At 26.5% G+C, this 21,749-nt stretch carries 20 protein-coding genes; 5 read left to right on the top strand and 15 right to left on the bottom strand.

Features of this window, described 5'->3' with window-relative positions; translation table 11 throughout:
* Positions 1-26 precede the first annotated feature (26 nt).
* On the bottom strand, positions 27-746 hold the full coding sequence (locus CSBG_RS02250) for a hypothetical protein (protein ID WP_008676691.1): 720 nt from the start codon (positions 744-746) through the stop codon (positions 27-29).
* A 187-nt stretch (positions 747-933) separates the two neighbouring features.
* Entirely contained in the window at positions 934-2,385 is a 1,452-nt protein-coding gene (locus tag CSBG_RS02245; RefSeq protein WP_008676689.1) for an aminoacyl-histidine dipeptidase, read from the bottom strand.
* Positions 2,386-2,539: 154 nt separating this feature from the next.
* Here CSBG_RS02245 and pyk point away from each other — a divergent pair, with 154 nt between their 5' ends.
* Positions 2,540-3,958: a pyruvate kinase gene (pyk, locus tag CSBG_RS02240; protein WP_008676686.1), complete on the top strand. Its 1,419-nt coding sequence runs from the start codon at positions 2,540-2,542 to the stop codon at positions 3,956-3,958.
* A 74-nt stretch (positions 3,959-4,032) separates the two neighbouring features.
* Here the strand turns inward: pyk and rpsA are convergent, their stop codons facing one another.
* On the bottom strand, positions 4,033-5,181 hold the full coding sequence (gene rpsA / locus CSBG_RS02235; protein WP_008676685.1) for a 30S ribosomal protein S1: 1,149 nt from the start codon (positions 5,179-5,181) through the stop codon (positions 4,033-4,035).
* A 481-nt stretch (positions 5,182-5,662) separates the two neighbouring features.
* Here rpsA and CSBG_RS18175 point away from each other — a divergent pair, with 481 nt between their 5' ends.
* The 3 genes from CSBG_RS18175 to CSBG_RS02220 are packed head-to-tail and all read left to right on the top strand — an operon-like array spanning position 5,663 to position 7,751.
* On the top strand, positions 5,663-6,424 hold the full coding sequence (locus CSBG_RS18175) for a hypothetical protein (protein WP_147567996.1): 762 nt from the start codon (positions 5,663-5,665) through the stop codon (positions 6,422-6,424).
* 17 nt (positions 6,425-6,441) lie between these two features.
* On the top strand, positions 6,442-7,095 hold the full coding sequence (locus tag CSBG_RS02225; protein ID WP_008676681.1) for a PspA/IM30 family protein: 654 nt from the start codon (positions 6,442-6,444) through the stop codon (positions 7,093-7,095).
* Positions 7,096-7,103: 8 nt separating this feature from the next.
* The gene (locus CSBG_RS02220) at positions 7,104-7,751 is read left to right on the top strand and encodes a hypothetical protein (RefSeq protein WP_008676679.1); all 648 of its coding nucleotides are present in this window, start codon (positions 7,104-7,106) and stop codon (positions 7,749-7,751) included.
* Between the two features lie 223 nt (positions 7,752-7,974).
* Here CSBG_RS02220 and yaaA read toward each other — a convergent pair whose 3' ends face one another.
* The 12 genes from yaaA to CSBG_RS02160 all read right to left on the bottom strand — a co-directional run bounded on the left by yaaA (position 7,975) and on the right by CSBG_RS02160 (position 20,576).
* Positions 7,975-8,742 carry a peroxide stress protein YaaA gene (gene yaaA, locus CSBG_RS02215; protein WP_008676677.1) on the bottom strand — a complete coding sequence of 256 codons (768 nt, stop codon included), beginning with the start codon at positions 8,740-8,742 and terminating at the stop codon, positions 7,975-7,977.
* A 24-nt stretch (positions 8,743-8,766) separates the two neighbouring features.
* The gene (locus CSBG_RS02210; protein WP_008676675.1) at positions 8,767-9,183 is read right to left on the bottom strand and encodes a CBS domain-containing protein; all 417 of its coding nucleotides are present in this window, start codon (positions 9,181-9,183) and stop codon (positions 8,767-8,769) included.
* A 115-nt stretch (positions 9,184-9,298) separates the two neighbouring features.
* Positions 9,299-10,195 (bottom strand): 3'-5' exonuclease, encoded by an 897-nt coding sequence (locus tag CSBG_RS02205; RefSeq protein ID WP_008676673.1) that lies wholly within the window; start codon positions 10,193-10,195, stop codon positions 9,299-9,301.
* 133 nt (positions 10,196-10,328) lie between these two features.
* Positions 10,329-12,128 carry a MutS family DNA mismatch repair protein gene (locus CSBG_RS02200; protein ID WP_008676672.1) on the bottom strand — a complete coding sequence of 600 codons (1,800 nt, stop codon included), beginning with the start codon at positions 12,126-12,128 and terminating at the stop codon, positions 10,329-10,331.
* 154 nt (positions 12,129-12,282) lie between these two features.
* Positions 12,283-13,215, bottom strand: a complete 933-nt coding sequence (locus tag CSBG_RS02195) for a zinc ABC transporter substrate-binding protein (RefSeq protein WP_008676671.1) — start codon at positions 13,213-13,215, stop codon at positions 12,283-12,285.
* 75 nt (positions 13,216-13,290) lie between these two features.
* A complete protein-coding gene (locus CSBG_RS02190) occupies positions 13,291-16,038 on the bottom strand; it encodes an AAA family ATPase (RefSeq protein ID WP_008676670.1) in 2,748 nt (915 codons plus the stop codon).
* Positions 16,025-17,155: a DNA repair exonuclease gene (locus CSBG_RS02185; protein WP_008676669.1), complete on the bottom strand. Its 1,131-nt coding sequence runs from the start codon at positions 17,153-17,155 to the stop codon at positions 16,025-16,027. Before CSBG_RS02185 ends, CSBG_RS02190 begins: the two co-directional genes overlap by 14 nt.
* Positions 17,156-17,413: 258 nt before the next feature.
* Complete coding sequence (locus CSBG_RS02180) at positions 17,414-18,211, bottom strand: DUF4097 family beta strand repeat-containing protein (protein ID WP_008676668.1); 798 nt, start codon at positions 18,209-18,211, stop codon at positions 17,414-17,416.
* A gap of 12 nt (positions 18,212-18,223) precedes the next feature.
* Positions 18,224-18,922 carry a hypothetical protein gene (locus CSBG_RS02175; RefSeq protein WP_008676667.1) on the bottom strand — a complete coding sequence of 233 codons (699 nt, stop codon included), beginning with the start codon at positions 18,920-18,922 and terminating at the stop codon, positions 18,224-18,226.
* A gap of 20 nt (positions 18,923-18,942) precedes the next feature.
* A complete protein-coding gene (locus CSBG_RS02170; protein ID WP_008676666.1) occupies positions 18,943-19,641 on the bottom strand; it encodes an ABC transporter ATP-binding protein in 699 nt (232 codons plus the stop codon).
* A gap of 1 nt (position 19,642) precedes the next feature.
* Positions 19,643-20,008: a GntR family transcriptional regulator gene (locus CSBG_RS02165; RefSeq protein ID WP_008676665.1), complete on the bottom strand. Its 366-nt coding sequence runs from the start codon at positions 20,006-20,008 to the stop codon at positions 19,643-19,645.
* 385 nt (positions 20,009-20,393) lie between these two features.
* Positions 20,394-20,576: an alpha/beta-type small acid-soluble spore protein gene (locus tag CSBG_RS02160; RefSeq protein ID WP_008676663.1), complete on the bottom strand. Its 183-nt coding sequence runs from the start codon at positions 20,574-20,576 to the stop codon at positions 20,394-20,396.
* A 213-nt stretch (positions 20,577-20,789) separates the two neighbouring features.
* On the opposite strand from CSBG_RS02160, the gene CSBG_RS02155 reads away from it, so the two are divergent.
* Complete coding sequence (locus tag CSBG_RS02155) at positions 20,790-21,740, top strand: hypothetical protein (RefSeq protein ID WP_008676661.1); 951 nt, start codon at positions 20,790-20,792, stop codon at positions 21,738-21,740.
* The last annotated feature ends 9 nt before the right edge of the window (positions 21,741-21,749 follow it).

The raw sequence follows: 21,749 nt of genomic DNA, 5'->3' as shown, positions 1-21,749 counted from the left end.
TGTTATTTTTATCCATATAACATTTTTTATTTTTGCCATTTTACTAAAATAGAATAGATATACTCTAATTCTGATACTATATTTTCCTTGTTAATTGTTTCTGGTAATGCCTCTATATGTGTCTTATATTCCTTAAGAATATCTACTCCATCACCTTCTTTAACTTCACTTAATTCTTTTGTCCATTTTTTAAAATCGCTAGTATTTATTTCTTTCACTTCATCTTCACTTGCAGTATTTATTATTTGTAGATATCCTTCTGTTATAGCTCCTATTTGTCCTTGAACTTCATCATTTTTATTTAATGATACACCTATTTTTGCATTTTCAATTGACTTTGCTTTCAATTTTTCTGTTATTTCTGAACTATCTTCTTCTTTTGCTATACCAGCTAGTACTTTAAATTTTCCTGTTTCATCTTTAATCATAAAAGAGTTAAATTCGTTTTCTATTTTTGCTAATACCTGTTTAGCATTATCCTCTTTTGAAAAATAACCACATTGTATAAATGCAAATTTTTGTTCTTGAACCTGTTGTCCATTATTTTCAGTATTACTATTATTATTTACATTTACTACTGGTTCTTGTGTTATCCCATTTCCTTTATTGATATCAGGAATAATCTTAAGTAATACCCAAGCTCCAATTAATCCTATAATTACAGCTGCAAGTGTTGTCATAACTAAGGAAGTCAAAAACTTAGCCCCCTCATTTTTCTTTTTGTAATGATATTTTGTGTACTTCATTTTATCATCCCCCTCTTTTTATATTAAATATATATTCAAGTAGATTTAATAATATTCATTATGTAACTTATTTTTTAATAAAAAATTAAGGTAAAAATCCTTAAGTATTTTTAAATAAAAAATAGTTAGACCGCAAAATAACGGCCTAACTATTTATATTTACATATTTATTTAATTATTCATAAATTTATTTTAATGATTTTAATACTTCTAATAGGTAATCCCAAACATTTTTTACTGATGTTATACTCATATGTTCTTGTGGTGTATGAACATCATAAAGATCTGGTCCAAAACTAATCATATCTAGTTTCCCTAATTTTTCATTAAATAATCCACATTCTACTCCAGCATGTATCGCAACTATTTTTGCATCTTTTCCATACATTCTCTTATAGACATCTTGACATATTCCTCTAACCTTAGATTCATTATCATATTGCCATTCTGGATATCCTGCAGTTGTTTCAAAGTCTGCTCCAATAAGTTCTGCTATAGTTTTACTTCTTAAAACTATTTCATCTTTTAATGATGCAACTGAACTTCTTATAGCACTATCAAATTCCACTTTATTACCTTCAGTAGTAACAACTCCTAAATTAGTTGAACTTTCTACTAAATTCTTTATTTCTACGCTATTTGAGTTTATTCCATTAGGTATTAAGTATAATAAATTCACAGTTTTTTCAGTAGATTCTTTTGTAAATACTTTTTCTACATTTTCTGTATTTTCTAAAATACTAATATTAACGCCAGGGTCTTGTGTCTTTAATTCATTTAATAAAATTGGATTCCAATTATTTATTAATTCCTTAGCTTTTGCTACACCTTCTGATTTTAATGCTATTATTGCATCAGCTTCTCTTGGTATAGCATTATTTTTAGATCCACCATTTACTGAAACTAATTTATAGTCTAAAGATAATAAAGATTTTAAAATTCTACCCATTATTTTATTAGAATTTCCTCTTTCTTTATTTATTTCCATTCCAGAGTGACCACCCTTTAATCCTCTTACAGCAATATGTAAGAAATTATCGTAATCACCAGCATCTTCTAAAGTAACATTTAGTGTATGTTTACTTCTTATTCCACCTGCACAACTTACTAATAAATGCCCTTCTTCCTCATTATCTAAGTTTAATAATATTTTCCCATTTATATGCTCTTTTGAAATTGCCATAGCACCTGACATACCAGTTTCTTCATCTGTTGTTATTAGAACTTCTATTGGAGGATGTGGTATATCTGTAGATTCAAGAATTGCTAAAGCATATGCAACTGCAATACCATTATCAGCTCCTAAAGTAGTATCAGTTGCATAAACCATATCATCTACTACTCTTAATTTTAATGGATCCTTTTGAAAATCATGATCTGTTCCTTTATTTTTTTCACAAACCATATCCATATGACCTTGAAGAATTACTGTTTCAGAATTTTCATATCCCTCTGTTCCTGGTTTCTTTATAATAACATTTAATGCTTTATCTTGTATTACTTCTAAATTTAATTTTTTTGCTACACTAACTAAATAATCACTTATAGACTTCTCATTTCCTGATCCTCTAGGTATTTGTGATATTTCTTCGAAGTATTTAAAAACGCTCTTTGGTTCTAAATTTTGTAAAATATTCATGTTTTTTTCTCCCTTCTTAGTAAATTATGTTAGAATTATTATATAGTTTTAAGTATATCATAGTATATATGATACTTAAATTCTATTTTTTTATTATAATTATTCGAAATATTCTTAATATTTTATTTGCTAATTAAAATGTGAGGTGATTTTTATGCAAAAAACAAAAATGATTTTTACCATTGGACCTGCAAGTGATAACGAAGAAACTTTAAGAAAATTTATCGAAATAGGAATGAGTGCTGCCAGATTAAATTTTTCTCATGGCACTCATGAGACACATAAGGAAAAAATTAATCTTATAAAAAAAGTAAGAGAAGACTTAAATGCCCCTACTGCTATTATCCTAGATATTAAAGGGCCTAAAATTAGAACACATAATTTTATAAATGACGGAGTTGACCTTAAAGAAGGTCAAGATTTTACTTTCATTTGTGGTGATGAAATACTTGGTGATACTGAAAAATGCTCTATATCTTATACCGATTTATATAAAGATGTTAAGATTGGTGGAGAAATATTAGTTGATGATGGTTTATTAAGATTTATTATAGAAGATGTTGTAGGAAATAAAATTAAATGTAAAGTAACGGTAGGCGGAACTATTAAAAACCATAAAGGTGTTAATGTTCCAAATGTAAAAATAAATTTACCATCAATAACTGAAAAAGATAAAGAAGACTTAATTTTTGGATGTGAAAATAAGGTTGATTTTGTCGCAGCTTCATTTATTAGAAAAGCTTCTGATATTGAAGATGTAAGAAATGTATTGAAAACTCATGGTGGTGACTATATACAAATTATTGCTAAAATAGAAAATCAAGAAGGTGTTGATAACATAGACTCCATTATAGAAGCTGCAGATGCAATAATGGTTGCTAGGGGTGATATGGGAGTTGAAATTCCTATTGAAAAAGTCCCTATTATTCAAAAAAACATAATTAGAAAATGTAACGAGGCTGGAAAAATAGTTATAACTGCTACTCAAATGTTAGACTCAATGATTAGAAATTCTCTTCCTACTAGAGCTGAAGCTTGTGATATATGTAATGCAATCTTCGATGGAACTGATGCAATAATGTTAAGCGGTGAAAGTGCAAGTGGAAATTATCCTATAGAAGCTGCTGAAACAATGTCAAGAATTGCAATCGAAACAGAAGATAACTTAGACTACAACTACTTAAATAAAAGGCTAAAAGAACCTTCACTAACCTCATTTTCAGAAGCAATTAGTTATTCTGCTTGTAGAAGTTCAAATCTTTTACACGCAAAGGCAGTTGTTGCTGCAACGAATAGTGGTGCAACAGCTAAGCTTATATCAAAATACAGGCCTAAATGCCCAATTATAGCTATAACTCCTTATGATGAAGTTAGAAGAGGATTAAATCTTAATTTTGGTATTTTCCCTACTAAATGTGATGTATTTACTACTACTGATGAAATATTAAGTGAAGCAAAAAAAGTGGCTACTAATTTATCTATTGCTGAAAAAGGTGATGATATAATCGTTGCAGCAGGAATGCCTAGTGCTACTACAGGTGGAACAAATATGCTTAAAATAGAAAAAATATAAATAATTTTATTCATTAATATAAAGGTGTTTTGCAAGCAAAACACCTTTTATTTCATTAATTCATTTTTCATTTTTTAATTTTTAAATAGGTCCTTAAATAAATCTCCTAATGATACTCCTTCATCTGAATCATTATATTGTAAATATTCTTTTGATTTTTCTTCTGCATCTTTTATAGTTAATGATATTCTCTTATTTGTCTTATCAACATCTAAAACTTTAACTTTTACATTTTGTCCTAGTTTTAACACATCTGATGGTTTAGCTATGTTTTCATCTGTTATTTCATTTATATGAACTAACCCTTCTACCCCAGGGAATATCTCTACAAATGCTCCAAAGTTAAGGAACTTAACTACCTTACCATCTAAAATACCACCAATTTTTAGATTTGATACGTTTGTTTCCCATGGATCTTGATCTATATCTTTTAATATTAATGATACTCTTTCATTCTTAACATCTACTTCTCCAATAAATACTTCAACCTTATCTCCTATATTAACCACATCTTCTGCTCTGTGTATTCTGCTCCAAGATAAGTCATTTAGGTGTATTAAACCAGTTATGCCTCCAATATCAACTATTGCTCCAGCCTTAATTATCTTTTTAACTACACCATTTCTTTTTTCTCCTGACTTAACTGATTTCCATAATTCTTTTTTCTTATTTTCATATATAACATCTTCTAAAACTCTTCTCGATGCAACTATCTTTCTTGATTTAAAATCCAATTCTATAATTCTAACTTCTATTTCTTTTCCTACTAATGTACTTAATTCTATTCTTTCTCTTGAAGCTAGTGATGCAGGTATAAATACTCTTATATTTCCATAATAAGCAACTAATCCGCCTTTAACTTCTTCCTTAATATATACAATTATATTTTCTTCATTTTTAAATGCTTTTTCAATTTCTTCTTTTTCAGTTATTTCTAAAGCTTTTGTTCTTGAAAGCTTAACATATCCTTCTCCGTCGTTAGGTGATAAAACATATACTTTTATTTTATCTCCTTTATTTACAACTTCTCTAGGATCCTTATCTGTATTAGTTAAATCTTCTTTTGAAATCATCCCATCAAATGCATAATTGATATTTACCATAACTTCTTTATCATTTACATCAATTATTTCTCCATCTAATATATCACCTGTTCTTATTCTTTTAACATCGAAGTCTTTTAATAAATCTCCCATAGTTTCTTCTAAATTTTGATTTGTCATGTATTTCACTCCTTAAAAATGTTGTATCATAAATTAATTTTAGAATAATATGATATTGATTACAAGACTTTAAGTTTATTATTATCTTTATAACCTCAAATATATTTATTTAAATTAGTAATATGATAGATAACATTATATTTAGATATAAATATTCATACAAAAATATTGTATCACTAACCTACTTATTAATTTTAATATACATTAAATGAATCTATAATTCCTGTCCAAACTTATATAAATTATTTAAATATGTTATAATTAAATATATTATAAACCAATTCTCAAATTGCTATTAAGCGTTATCTTAAACCTTTTAATGCAATATACTTTAATATTAAATGTAAGTATTGTTACGATATATTGCGAGGTATTTAGATTTTTAATGTTTTTCTTCATTTTTGCTACTATTTACCTTTAAATGAGTTTTGAGAAATTATATTTTTTACTATAATATATAAATACAATCTTTTTCTTGGAGGTGAAATTTATAAAAAAGAATAATAGAAAACTAATATTCACGCTACTTTTAACTTTTATTTTTCTTACTTCTAGTTTTCTTATTGATACTATATCTGTATTTGATAATATTACTCATGGAGAAATAACTGTTTCTGCTAAACCTAGAAGTTCTGGAGGATTTAAATCTAGTTCTAGCTTTAAATCTAGTTCTAGCTTTAAATCTAGTACTAAATCTAGCTCTAGTAGCTTTAAATCCAGTGGTGGTAAATCAAATGTTTCTAAATCAACTAGTGGTTTTAAAAGCAGCTCTTTTAGTAATAGCTCTAAGAGTTCCAATAGTTCTAAATCTAGTAATAGTAGCAGTAATAGTAGCAGTAATAGTAAATCAAGTACATCAAGTTCCAACTCGAAATCCACCTCAACTTCATCTAGTGGATATAAAAGTGGTTCCTTTAGCAATGTAGATAAAGGTAAATCTGGAAGTTCTAAAAACTTCTCATCTGGATCATTTAGTACAACTTCAGATGATGAAAAGAAAAATTCAAGTAGCTCTACGAGCGATAAAAAAAGCACCCAAGATAAAGATAATACGAATACAACAACTAGTTATGATAAAGGCTTTTCTTTTGGCGAAATAGCTTATGGACTTTCTGCTATGAGAAACTTTGGTTTTAGCAGAGGGGGAAGCGCAATCTCCTTTGGCTCTATATTCAAGCTAGCTATTATCTTAATAATTATAGTTATTGTAATACGAATTTATTTAAAGAATAGAAAATATTAATTTCAGGAGGACAAATCATGGGAATTTTTACAAGAATGTCAAATATGTTAAAATCAAAGGTAAATTCAACTTTAGATGAAATGGAAAATCCAATAGAATTATTAGATCAAAAAATTAGAGATATGGAAAAACAACTTAACACGGCTAAATTAAACTCTGCACAAATTATAGGAAATGCACATGAAATTAAAAAGAAAATGGAAGTTGCTGAGCTAGAAGTTAAGGATTTTGAGGATAAGGTTAAATTAGCTTTATCTAAAAACAATGAAGATTTAGCTAAAAGAGCTTTAGCTAAAAAGCTTGAATCTGAAAAGAAATATACAAGTTTAAAATCTAGTTATGAAACTGCAAGAGCACAAGCAGATACTATTAAAAAGAATCTAGCTGCGTTAGAATCAGAAATTGAAAAAACAAGAAATTATAGAGATGAAGCTGCTGCAAGATATAGTAATGCTCAGGCTACTCAAAAAGTTAATGAAGTTCTTGCTAATGTGCAAACAAAATCAAATTCAATTGAAATTGATAGCATAGAAAGAAAAATCCAAAAACATGAATCACTAGCTAATGGTTTAGGTGAGCTTAGAGATGTTGATACATTTGATAGTGAATTTGAAGCTTTAGATACTGTTGATCTTGATTTAGAGCTTGAAAAATATAAAAATGCAAATTAGGTGATTGAATGTCAAGCACTATTGATTTTATAAATGAAGAAAAGGCTACTATTGGTAAAGTATATACCGATATAACTTATGCTATAAGTGAAGTTAGTCCTTTCCTTGATGAAAATATTTTAAAAAAGAGAAAGTATTACTCTAAACTTCCTATATTGAAAGAATATATGGATATGTTAAATGATGCAGAATACTCTAATAAAAATAAAAAATTTAGTTTTTTCAAGAAAGATAATAGTAAAATAAAACTAACTGATTATAAACAAAATAACTTAGCAGTGTTTAATCAATTTGAAAATTGCTCTAAATGCTCATGCTTAAACTGTATAAAGGAATGTCAATTTCAAAGTTGCAGTGGTTGTAGAGCTAATTCATATATAAAAACCTGTGATAAATCTAAATTAAATGTTCGCTTTAATAATAACTTTATTTTGGATTTAACTAATAACAATACAGGTAAAGCTAGTAGATATAAGGTTCTTGCTACTATAGAAAATTGTGAATATGATAGATTGTATATAGCATTAGAAAACCTTAGTGATTCTAACGATAAATTTATTCTTTATTATTATCCTGGAATTTCATCTGATGAGTTTGGTGAAATAACTGATGAAGAAGAATTTAATTTGGTTGTTGAAACCTATGAACAAGCTTAAATTTTATTAGTGATTCTTAGAGAAGAGAAAATTTTGTGTAATCAACTTTTTTCTCAATATATAACTAAGGGGGGCGCGAAACGCGACCCCCTTGGTTTTTACTTAATTTACTTGTTCTAATAACTTTATATTGCTAAAATATGCAACTCATAAATCTTTTTAATATATTATTACAAAATTTTAACTAACCTACTAAATCAACTCTGAATCTATTACGCTTTTACTATTCCCTAGTAAAAACTAGTTCTTTTTCAGTAGATATTTCTTCATTAAATTCATATCCATCTAAATTAAATTTTTTGATATCCTCTATATCCTCTATCTCATTTTGAATAATGTATCTAGACATCATACCTCTAGCTCTTTTAGCATTTAAGGAAATTATTTTATACTTATCACCTCTAAATTCCTTAAATGTTATTGTGATCACATTGACTTCTTTTCTATTAACTAATCCTTCAATAGATTTAAAATATTCCTTAGATGCTAAGTTTATTATAGTCTTATTTTTATGATCCTTTATTTCCTCTAATATACCTTCTTCTAAAGTTTTATCCCAAAACTCATATAAATCTTTTAAATCATTAACCGGTAACTTTATTCCCATTTCTAATCTATATTCATTTATCCCATCAAATGGTCTTAATACTCCATATAAACCAGATAAAATTCTTAAATGATCATTTGCATAAAAAAGCTCAGAATGAGATAAGCTTCCAACATCCATCCCCCTATAAGCATCACCTCTAAAAGCTAATAGGGCTTGTTTAGAAGTTTCTAAACTAGTTGTCCATTTCTCAATTCTATCTCTATTTAATGTTGCTAATTTAGTACTTATCTTCATAAGTTTTTCTAAAGAGTAACTATCATATTTAGTTAACTCATTCATAATTTCCTGCGACTTTTCTAAAAACCTCGGCTCACTCATTGGTAAGTTATTATCTATTTCTTCAAAATCTAAAGTTTTTGCAGGAGAAATAACTATTATCATAACCAATCCTCCTATATATTCTGATTATACTATTTTCTTTTTTCTCATTTCACTATAACAATAATTAATTATATCACTTCTTTTTATTATACCAATGAATATCCCTTCATCGTCTACTACTGGTACAAAATTTTGATTTGTAGCAAGTGAAATTAAGCTTTCTACATCTGCATTTATTGAAACGCTTTTATGCTTTCTTTTTCTTGGAATATCTATAATTCTAACATTTTCAGTATTTTTAAAATTTAAATCAGGAGTATTTTTAAGTTTCCATAGTAAATCTCCCTCTGTTAATGTTCCAACATATTTTCCTTCTTTATCTATTAAGGGAATAGCTGTATATCCATGATGTTCCATTCTCTCTATAACTTGTCTCATGGTTGCATCTAAATATTCATATATAACCTCATTTTTAGGTGTTAAAAAAAATGCTATATTCATATTTTATCAATCTCCCATACTTATAATTTAAAACTAAGCCACATATACATTTTATCATAATTACAATGTAATTGTTTTAAAATTATAATTATTTAATATTTTATTAATTTATCACCTAGTTTTTTTTTATTTTATAACTATAATTCATATACTCTATTTCATCTACAATAGTAGAAATTTCTTTATAAACCTCTTCCCCACTAAATGTCTTTTTTACTATTACTTCATTTAAAATCTTATTATTACACTTAGGACATTTACAAAGAGATACGAATCTCCATTTTATAGGTATAAAATCATACTCAATCTCTAAATCTACATTACACTTAGGGCATTTGTATCTTATCTTATTTAAATCCAACTTATACTCTGACAAGTTTTTTAACTCTACTGCTGGCATATTATAGATATCTTTAATTATATAACTTTTTAATGCTCTTGAATTATATATTCTTTTAAATACTAAAGATGTATAAATAGCATCGTTTAAAGCATCATGCAACTTATTATTATCTATTCTTATCTTTAATTCCTCCAAGGCATTTTTCAAGCTAAGTGACTTCTTTTTGCCTAATATTTTTGTTGAATATTCCTGTAAATCAAGGTAGTTTTTAAGCCAATCTAAATTATCATATTTATGATATACTGCATTATTAATTATTTCTATAATATCATCCTTTGCCCAAGAGCAAATAATATCTCCATCATCTATAATTTTTGATAAACTTTCAATTCCTACCTCAAATGATACTCCTTTTTCCAAATCCTCTTCTTTAATGTTTGTTATTTCTGATATTTTTGGATTTAATACAGGAATAACAGATGGTTTTATATATGTCTTAAACTCTTCAAGCGGCTTCATATAATTATCTAGTTTTATTGCACCTATTTCTATTATTTCATTATCTAAATCTATATTTTGTAAATTTGGATAATCTTCAAATATATTTGGATAATATTTATGTATCCCTTCTAGATTGTTAAATTCTAAATCAATTATTATAAACGCCATTTGCATACCTCTCATTAATTATTATTATAGGTATATTATGCCATTTTATTAAGTTCTTTTCACTATTATTTAGGATTTTTACAATAATAAATTTGAAAATACTATATCTACAACATATAACTTAGAATTCAGCTTAATTATCATTAAATTCTATACCTGCTAGCTTCATTAAATGAACTGCATTTTGAGTTTTACTTCTTCCTTCTCTTAACTTATAGTCAAACTTAATATTATTTTTTTCATAGTATTCTTGGAAGTTATAATTTTTAATCCATTTCTTTGTTTTTTCTAAATCGCATAATTCTAAATCATGAGTAGAAACAAGCCCCATAGCATTATTATTTACTAATTGATTTATAAGAACTTGTGCCCCTTCATGTCTATCCTTTGAATTTGTACCTTTAAAGATTTCATCCAGTAAGAAAAATACCTTTTCTCCATTTTTAGCGGCTTCAATAAGTATTTTTATCCTTAATATTTCAGCATAAAATGATGATATACTTTCTTCTAAGTTATCCTTAGTTCTCATACATGTATATATACTAAAAACTCCACAAGTAAAGCCATTACTACAAGTAGGAGCTCCTATATAGCTCAAAAGTAGATTTAAACCAATAGTTCTTAAGAAAGTGCTTTTTCCAGACATATTTGAACCTGTTATTAAAGCAACTTTTGAATCATGATTTAAAGTGAAACTATTAACTACAGCTCTCTCCCCTAACATAGGATGGCCTATATTTATTCCTTCAACTACATCTAAATTGCTAATTGTAGGATAACTCCATTCATCAAAATCAAATGACAAGTTAGATATACTAGATAAGGCTTCAAACTCACCCATTACATTAAGCCATGCTTCTAGCTTATGCCCATTTAACCTTCTCCATTCTTCTAAATTTCTTAAAATAAAAGTATCTGACAATACAGTTACATTCAATAATAAATAATATGCATTAGATGAACTATCACCTAACCAATCAACCAGTTTTTTAAGTGCTTTCATTTCCTCAACACAACTTTTACCTGAAGAATTCATCTTATTCTTTAGCTCTTTTAAAAGTACTGAATCGAAATTTTCATTCTCTATAAGTATCAATAAATTTGTATATGCTTCTATATCTTTTTTATGCTTATCAAATAACTTTATTATTTGTACTAAATCCTTTGTAAGTATTTTTACTACTAAGTAATTAATCATAAAAACTAAAATTACATAACTTATTGGCAAGACTTTTAAAACTACTAATACTATTGATATCATAGTAATTGCTATAAATAAATAGGGAACTATCTTAAATAATGGTTTTATTTCACTTTTTCCATTTGCCCACTCTAAAAGTTCATTTATATCTTTTGTTCCGCTCTTTTTAATAGTAGATTTAACTTCTAGATGTTGTCTCCACTCTACTTTTTTACCTAATTCATTTATAGCTTCTTGCTTTTTTAATATTTCTTCTCTACCTGGAATTGCATTTAAATTTAACATTTGAGATAGTTTAGCTCTTCCAAACTTAGTCTTTGTTGAATTAATCATTTGAAAAAGCGAGTTTCTTCCAAATACGTCTAGATCGCTTGCAAATGGATGCTCATCGCTTAAAAATTCTTCTCCTTTATCTTCCCTTTCCTTAAAAGTTCCCTTTATTCTATTTATGCCATTCCTATTTATATTTATATAAATTTCATACTCTCTTTTTTCCTGAATTCTTTTGTTATGATAATATGCTACTACAATAAATATACCTACAGATATAACTATAGATGATATTAAGTATGCTATACTCTCTCCTTTGTAAAAATAATATGCCAATAATACAGCCATAATAGCTATTATCAACCTTAAGGTAGAAATCTTAGTTATAACCCCATTTATATTTTTTATTTTCTCTTCATATTTTGAAATTTCACCTTCATAAAAACTTAATGCCTTACTCATAATTTACACCACCCTTACTTAATAATTTTATCATATTAAAATATATATGTTTCAATTAATAGATAATAAAAATCGGATATAGGAACTCTTAATGCCTATTATCCGATATCTCTTAAATCTTCATTAAACAAAAACTATATTTTGCATATAGATATTAATTTTTTAATGAATTATATATAGTTTCTAAGTTATATTTCATACCTTCTAAATAACTTTTATCATCTTCTTTAGTTTCAAGACTATATATCTTCTCTACTTTAGCTCCAACTTCTCTTGCTAAAGTTTCTGATTCTTTTGCACTTGCTGTAGATTCGCTAAATATAACTTTCACATTATTTTCTTTACAATAATTTATTAAAGTTTCTAAATTTTTAGGAGTTAATTCACCTTCTCCAAATACATCAGCTATACTCTTTTGTGTTAATCCAAAATCTCTACATAAATAAGCAAAGGCTGCATGTCCAGTAACAAAATCCTTATTTGTTATTTCTTGAAAATTACTTTTATATTCATTTTGTAAATTAGCAAAATCTTGTTTCAACTTTTCATAATTACTTTCATAGTAATCTTTATTTTCCGGATCCATTTCAACTAAACTATTTTTTATGTTCTCAGCTTGTTTTGTTGCATCACTTAAGCTTAGCCACATGTGAGGATCATTTCCACCATGCTCATGACCATGGTCTTCATCACCCTCTTCATGTTCGTGATCTTCTTCTGATATACTAATTGGTTTTATCCCATTACTAGCTTCTACTATTTTAATATCTTTACCTTCAACTGTATTTAAAACAGAATCTATCCATTCTTCCATGCCAAGTCCATTATACACAAACATATTGGTATTTATTAAATCTTTTAAATCCTTTGGCTTTGGATCAAAACTATGTGCATCACTACCATCTGGTATTATTGAAAACACCTCTACTTTATCCCCACCTATAGCTTCTGTAAAATCCTTTAGAGGGTTAATTGTAACTCCTACTCTTAATTTTTCTCCGTCATTCTCATTACTTTTATTTACACATCCAGAAAAAGAAAATATAATTCCTAGTATAAGAATTACACCTACTATTTTTTTCTTCATTTCTCCACCTCTTCTGCAAATGATTTGCATTATTCATTGGTATAATTTTATCTTCTTATACTATTATTGTCAATACTACAATGAAATATAATTAATTTCTATATTTTTCTTTTCAAATATAGCCTTTTCTCTTGATTGACATGTAAATATTAATAACTGCTTGAATTTACAGCTTAAAAGTAGATCAATAGCTTTTTCAGTTCTAGTATCATCATATTGCACAAAAGCATCATCTAATATAACTGGAAAGTCCATTTCCTTATATATCATATTAATAAATGCTAATCTAAGAGATAAATATAGTTGATCATTTGCTCCATTACTTAAAATAGCACCAGGTAGCACCTCTGCCCCCTTCCTTACTTTCATCTCATATGAATCAGATACCATAACATCATTATAGCTCTTATTTGTTAAATTCTTAAAATATTCTATAACACTAGAATTTAAAATATTTCCAAAGTTCCCTCTAACTTCTCTTATAGATTCATTCATTTTTTCTATGGCTAATTCAGTGGCTTTTAGCTTCAATTCAAACTTGCTAATTTTTTCCCTAACATCTTCTATTTCTTCTTCTATTTGAGGTATACCTCTTTTGCCTATAAATCTATTATTCAAATCATTTTCAACATCTTTAATAGACTTCTCGATTTCTATTAATTCATTTGATTTTATTGAGATCTGATTATCTATTTCCTCTTCTGATGAATAAGTGTAATTTATATTTTCATTAATTATGTCCTTTAAATCTTCTTTTATTGCATCGATATCTTTATCCTTAGTTAAGGCTTTATAGGTTTCATCTATACTTTCTAAAGTCTTAACTATTTCTTCTCTTTGCTTTACCTTTTGTTTTATCTCTAGTAATTTTTCTTCTAAACTAAATAAATCTATATCTTCTAATCCTATAAATTCAAGCTTTTCTCTTATTCTTTTTTCTCTTATCTCAAGCTCTTTTTGTAATTTATTTATTGATTGTTCTTCTTTTTCTATATCTATTTTTAAAGATAAAATATCCTTATTTACTTCTTCGTATTTAGATAACATTAATATTACTTCATTTACATCTTTTGTTTTTGCTAAATCTAATATATGTTCTATATATTCTTCGTTACTTTTATAATTTTCTTCAACTGTCCTTATATTTAGAACAGAAACTTGAATTTCCTTTTCTGTTATCTTTATATTTTGCTTTTCTTCATACAAGTTGAATTCATCAAAAAGCTTTAGTTTTCTAATAAAATCTTCATAGGAAGTTGCTCCAACCAACTTCGTATATTTAAAAATATCCTTTTCTATTTCCTTTATATCCTCTTCCAACTTATCAATACTAAATAAACTATTATGTTTATCACTTTTATTTATTTCTGCTCTTAAATTAAAAGCTTTAAATATAAGAAGGCTTAAAACACCTGTTAATATAACTATCAAAAATAAATTGTTTCTAAATAAAAAAATCGATACAGCTAAAATAATAGAGCAAATTATAATTAATAAATTGATAAGTCTATTTTGACTCTTCAATTTAATATCTATATTTTTTTCTTTTATATTGTTAGAAGAACTCTCTAATTTAAACTTAAGCTCCTTCAACTTATCTTCATATTTTTCTAGTAACTTTCCTATTTCATCTCTTATTCCTCTAAAATTTATGGCACTTCCTATATAATCTTTCTTTTTTTCTATATCATTTTTTATAAGATTTATATCATTATTTAGAACTCCATAATTCTTAATCTTTTCCTTTAGGTTTTCTCTTTCCATAATAGATTTCATAAACTTATTCTTATCTTCACTTGATAAATCTTCTATAAAAAATAAATTTTCAAATTCACTTCTCTTATTTGAATAAATTTCTTTACTTCTAATTAACTTTTTTTCCTCTTCTGATTTCATATCTAATATACTAAAATATAAAGAGTTTTCATCCTTTATGTCATTTAATAAAACTTCATCTATTACACCGTTTCTAGAGGATATGCTTTCTTCTATATATCTTTCCTTTTTCTTTAACTCTTCCTTTTTCTTTAAATATTCAGTGATTTCTTCATATTCTTTCTGAAGTTTAGCCTTTTTCATGTATTTTTTATATATATCTAAATTTTTAAGTTCTTTTCTTAATTCTTCTCTATTATCTTTCAAAATAATTAAGGCCTGTTCTTTATCTATACTTGTTTCTGATAATTTATAAGCCTCATATCTTTCTTCATTTAGCAAATTATATTTATTTCTAAGTAGATCTAATTCTCCATTTTTTCTACTTGTAGTTATAGATTTTTTTATATTATCTAACTTTTCTAATGCCTTTTGCAGTGATACATTTTCTTCTCCGCTACCTAATAAATTTGCTGCTCTATCTATTATTTCTTCTTCCTTATCTTTAGAAATTGATACCCCTAATTGGCTAATAAATAATGTTTTTAAAAATGTTGAGGTGTTTACATTAAAAAAGTACTTTCCTGGTTCATCTTTTGGTATATCTAAAATTATATCTCCAGATTCAGCATCTAATATCTCTGATGTATCATCCTTCTTAGTTAAGCCAAAACTTCTTCTTATAATATACTTTCTACTATTATGTGATACATGAAGTTCACCTCTTATCTTATCTCCATCAATAGGCATAAATCTCATTCTATCATTATTTTTAATATCCTTGCTTCTTTTAGCATTCATACCATAAAGCCAAATCCTAATAAAATTTTGAATAGTACTTTTACCTTTCTCATTTTCACCATATATTAAATTTGTTTCATCACTTAGCTCAATTATCTTATCTTTTAATCCAGCAAAAGAAATAATATGTATCTTATTTATAATCATTCAAATTCACTTCCTCATGTGATAAGCATTGTATTCCTATCTTTAAAGCTAATTTTATAACTTCATCATCATAATCATCTTCTTCCATTTTATCTAGTAGCTTTCTTGCATAAACTCCTTTAATGGAATAATCCTTTGATATTTTATCAAAATCTAGCTTTACATCAGTATTATCAATCACTTTAACAAAATAAAAATAATCTTTTATCTTCTCAAATACTACATCTTCATTTAAATTTATATAAGATTCTATTTCACCCTTTAAAATAACTTTATATAAATTATTTTTTCTTTCTTCCTCACTTATAGAATTTATTACTCTTTCTTTTATTTCTTCATAACTTACAGAATTACTTATGTCTACATCAACTACATAATAATTTCTTTTTGAAGTCCTAATAAATTTTAGATCTACAGTACCTTTTGAAACTTCTCCAACTATAATACCTTTATCTCCAAGCTCATCAAAACCTCTTCCTTGAGGACATCCTGCATAAGCATAACAAGTGTCTTTTTGCCTTAATATCCCACTATAATTATGTCTATGCCCTATGGCTATATAATCCAATCTACTATCTTCTATATCTCTTAATGTTATTGGATTATAATCGTTTCCTTCATCACTATTTGATATATCACCATGTATCACCATTATATTTATGTATTTTTCATTTATAGAAATATTCTTTAACATACTTTTTTTAACATGATGTGTATTAAACCCTGCACCCCATACAACAGTTTCTAAATCTTGCAAAACTACACTTTCAACTGAACTTTTAAATATATGAACATTACTTGGCCATTCTATCATTTTATAAAAGGATTTTTCGTAATAAGGATCATGATTTCCAGGGGATATAAATACTTTTATGTTACTTATTCTTTCTAATTGACTTTTAATAAAAACTAGTGTTTTTTTATTTACTGTTAGATTATCAAAAATATCCCCAGTTAATAATAAAATATCAACAGAATTTTCTATACACATGCTAATAATCTTACTAAAAACTTCTAGAAGCTCTTCCTTACTTATTAAAGCTATATTTTTATTTAAATCTTTAAATGGAGTATCAAAATGTAAGTCTCCTGCTTGTAATATCTTAACTTTTTTCATATTATCACCTTAATTATAATTGTTCTCAACGAACTTTTGTTCTCATTTTATCATTTTTCATCTTCCTGTACAATATTAAGCATATATATAAACATAATAATTTATATTAGTAATATTATATAAATTAAAACAAAACTCTAAAGTTCTAATAAATATATTCACAAATATATTATTACTTCAATTAATTAAATCAGTAGTTAGATAATTTCATTTTTACTTGATAATAATAAAGATGCAGGCAAATTTACCTGCATCAATTTAATTTGTTATATTTATTTCTCCAATTCCTATACTAATATCAAATATATATTTATTTTCTCCAGATGTTTTAGCACTTATATTAGCATTTCCAAGACCAGAATCAGTTTTTATACTTACTGGAGAATTTGATGGAATACTTATATTAGTATCTCCTACACCACCTTGAAACGTTAAGTTACCATTTACATCTCCTAATGATACATCAACGCTTCCAACTCCCCCTTTAATATCTATATCCCCTGTTCTTTCTTTTGTTTCTAATTCAACATCTCCTACTCCACTTTCTAAATAAAGTTTATTAAATGAAATATTCTTTATAACTATTTCTCCTACTCCTGAACGAACATTTATATTATCAACTTTTAAGTCCCTAACTTCATATTCTCCGACACCAAACTCTAAGTCTACATTCCCATTATAACTATTTGGTATCTTTATCTTTAAATCACTAGCAGAATCTCTAATTATACTATTGGATTTTTTTGATTTTTCATTAATAGTTAATTCATCAGAACTTTTATCTATTGTAACTCCTTTAGAAATCTTTCCTAAAGTACCCGAAACTTCAATATCCTTGCCTTCATAGTACATTATCTCTACATTGCTAACTTCTATTTTTATATTAAGTTTATTTATGCCTTCTATTGATTCAACCTTATTTATGCTTTCTCCACTATAATTAGTTGAATCTGTGTAATTATCATTGTTTCTACTTTCTATTCCGAACTTAACACTACAACCAACTAATACAACGCTTAATGATAGTGCTAAAAATATCTTAAATATCTTTTTCATAATTATATCCCCCTAAATAATATCTAATTTTTTATCTAGATGATTCACTGCCATTGTAACAAGAATACCTACCCATAAGATCCCCAAAAGCATAGATATCAAATCAATTTCTATAAATGATCCAATTTTTAAATAAACATATGGAAATAAGTTAGTTATAAACTTATTAATTCCTGCAACAAAACCTTGAATAATTCCACCACCTACTATAACAGAAAGTATGCATAATCCTATATTATAAATATATGTCGAAAATATTACTATAAACGAAGTAATTACAATATATGCTGCTATAGTTCCAAAAGCCACTCCAAATGATGCCATCTTAACTACTTCTGCCATTGTATTGCCGGAAAGACTTGATACTATATATGCAACAACAGCAATACTTCCTTGTAAAATTATAAATTCTATATACTTAGCAATCATAAATTCCCAAGATTTTATTGGTAAAGTAAAGATTAGTTTACCATTATCTTTTGATATTTGTGATATGAATTTTATTATTGAAGTTACGAAGTTTATCCCTAAAAATGTTGAAATGAATGCAATGTTCATGATTGACATCAACTCTCCAATAAACGGTACTTTTATAAATATCCCTAAAGTTAATATACATAAAATTATAAAAGCAATTATATACAATATCTTACTTATTCCTGAATTGTATTTTCCAAAATTATATTTTAAAATATTTAAAACATTTTTCATACTATTACTCCTTCTTCAATCTACTCTGCAAATACTTTCCTATAAATTTCATCAATTGATAATTTATATTTTTCTCTCAGCTCTTCAGCATCTCCAAATTCTATTATTTTCCCATCTCCTAAAAAAGCAACTTCATCAAATATTCTCTCGAGTTCTCCAATATAATGAGTAGTTATTATCATTGAACTTTCTTCTGATAAATTATCTAATATTGCATCTAAAATCTTTTCTCTTGAAACAGGATCAACACCTGATATAGGCTCATCTAACAGATACAACTTAGCTTTTCTGCTTAAAGTTAATGATAAGCTAAACTTTTCACTTGTTCCTTTTGATAAATCCTTTATTTTGGCTTCAATATCTAGATTCATGAAATCCAAATAATATTTCATCTTTTCCATATCAAAATCATTGAAAAAATCTGAGTATAAATTTATTGCATCCTTTATCTTCATTGTTTTATGAAAAATATTTTTATCTTGTAAAAATGCAATATAATTTTTAGTTTCAGCTCCTATAGATAATCCATCAACGTTTATTTCCCCTTTATCAAACTTTAAAAATCCTTGTATTGTGTTTAAAAGAGTTGTCTTACCTTGTGCATTAGGCCCCATTATTCCTAAAACTTTCCCTTTTTCTAGGCTTAGATCTATTCCATTTAATACTTTCTTTCCTTTTATTGTTTTATATAAATCTTTTATTTCTAATAAACTACTCATCTTAATCCTCCTTATATCTTTCTGATATAATTGCTAATATTCTTTCTTTAGTAAATCCTAATGCCCTAGAGTCTTCAATAAATTTATCTATAGTTTCATTAAATATCTCTCGTCTTAAATCATTTATTCTTTTTTCATCTTCAGTTACAAATTTTCCAATTCCTCTTTGGGTATATATTAAATTTTCATTTTCTAACTCTGAATAAACCTTTTGAACTGTATTTGGATTAACTTTTAATTCGTTTGCATATTCTCTTACAGACAAAACCCTTTCGCCCCCTTTTAATTCCCCAGAAACTATTCTTTTTTTCATATAAGCAATTATTTGAAGATATATCGGCTCTTTTGAATTTAATTCAAGTAACATCTTTTATCTCCTTCCTCGACAGTATTAGTGTATTAATTAAATAGTATACTAATACTGAACTATTTCCTATACTCATTTATATATAAATATAATCATTGTAAGAAGTTATCTTTATTTATTGTTAATTTTCTTTATTTATCCTTGTTTTACTTATTATTTTAAAATATAACTTTATAATATCAATCGCCTAAAGTTTAATATAACTGTGAATACATCTCTATAACAAAATGAAATTTTCTTTTATAAATAAAAAAGAGGTTTCTAAAATAAAAATATAATTTTTATTTTAGAAATACCTCTTCTTTTTTGAATGGTTACAATACTAAATTCTTTGGCGGTATATCCATCCTATCTTTTTAACCTTTAGTTAATTTGTTCCGGTGGCTTACTTTATTGAACTTTCGTATTGTTCAACCATTCTTTTTACCATCTCGCCACCAACGGAACCACATTGTTTTGATGTTAGGTTACCATTGTAATCGCTAAATGGAACTCCTAACTCTGCTGCAACTTCATTCTTGAATGCACTTAATCCTTTTCTTGCTTCTGGAACTAATGTTTTTGCCATTTGTAATTCCTCCTTTGGCTATTGGTTTTGTAAACTACTTTTAAAATTGAACTCCCTCTCATTTAAAAGTTTTTTGTTTACACTATTATATTAACCCTAATCCTAGTTTATATTCTTAGTAAATTATACATACTTTAGAATATTTTATATGAAGGATATTTTATATTTTTGTGCACAAAATATTTAGTGAATATACTAAATAGGAGGTTCTATATGAAGATTTCTATGTTTAAATTAAAAAATATTAAATATAAATCAATTTCTATTTTTATTATTTTATCTACATTATTATCTATATGTAACCGATCTAATGTATCCATGGCAACTATAAGTTCACCAGATACCATCCCATTTCTTGAGGATAAGTTTATAATATTAGATGTTAAAAAAAATTATAAACTTCCTCCTAGATTTAGAAGCATTCAAGAACTAAATATCTCAGGTTGTGCTCAATTTAGACCTAGCCAAATAGATAATATAAAAGTAGCTATAACTAGTCCTAAAATAACTGTAGTTGACTTAAGACAAGAATCTCATGGATTTATTGATGATAGTCCTATAAGCTATTATAGTTTTTTCCAGCTTATAAATAGTAATTTAAATTCTCAAACCACCTTAAAAGCAGAAAAGGAAGACTTATCAAAAATATCAATAGGTGCTAATATTCCAATTTTTAAAACAACAGGAGAATATTTAGAATCATTGAAAGCAAATGTGGTATCAAATGAAGAGAAAACTTGTGAAAATTTCGGATTAGGTTATAAAAGAATTGCAGTAAGGGATAATTCAATTCCAACTCCTGAAGCAGTAGATGACTTTATAAACTTTGTTAATAATACAACTGATGATATACATATACTATTTCATTGTGACGCTGGGGATGGTAGAACAACTATGTTTATGTCAATGTTTCAAATGATGAAAAATCCATCTAATGAATCTCTTTCAACAATACTTAATGATCAAATTACTATTGGCGGAATAATATTAACAGATAATATTCCAAGAGCCACTTTTCTAGAATATTTCTATAACTATACTTTAGAAAATAAAGAATCCGAATTTAAGACCAACTATTCTACATGGTTAAAAAATAAAAAAGGTCTCTATAGTGAAGGTGCTCCTTTACCTAGTGAAAATGAACCCATAAATGAAAAAAACTAAAAATAAAAG

The organism is Clostridium sp. 7_2_43FAA (genome assembly GCF_000158375.2).
Classification (GTDB): domain Bacteria; phylum Bacillota; class Clostridia; order Clostridiales; family Clostridiaceae; genus Clostridium; species Clostridium tertium.
The sequence above is the reverse complement of the archived record's forward strand: the minus strand, read 5'-3'. Positions and strand labels throughout refer to the sequence as shown.